A 239-nucleotide genomic window follows, 5' to 3' on the forward strand; every position below is an offset into this window, starting at 1 on the left:
TACCACTTGGTCTACATCCCATCTTCCGTCTTCCTAAGAACACCGGAGATGCTCACATCGAGCTCGGCGAAGCCGATGGGTTCTGGGCTTTCCCAGCCGACTCGGGAACGACGGTTCTTGAACGTGGTGCGCGTTTCAGCGACCTTGCCAAGGCCCCGCGCGCGGACGGTGGCACGATCGATCTGACTCGCCTTCCCCTCACCGAAGAGGTTGACGAAATCGTTCTGACCGCGGGTCCC

At 60.7% G+C, this 239-nt stretch carries 1 protein-coding gene; it reads left to right on the top strand.

What is annotated here, in order from left to right; genetic code table 11:
- On the top strand, nucleotides 1–239 hold a 239-nt coding region (locus tag QP363_RS13495; RefSeq protein WP_284764870.1), incomplete at both ends, for a hypothetical protein.

The organism is Corynebacterium sp. UMB6689 (genome assembly GCF_030215295.1).
GTDB lineage: Bacteria > Actinomycetota > Actinomycetes > Mycobacteriales > Mycobacteriaceae > Corynebacterium > Corynebacterium aurimucosum.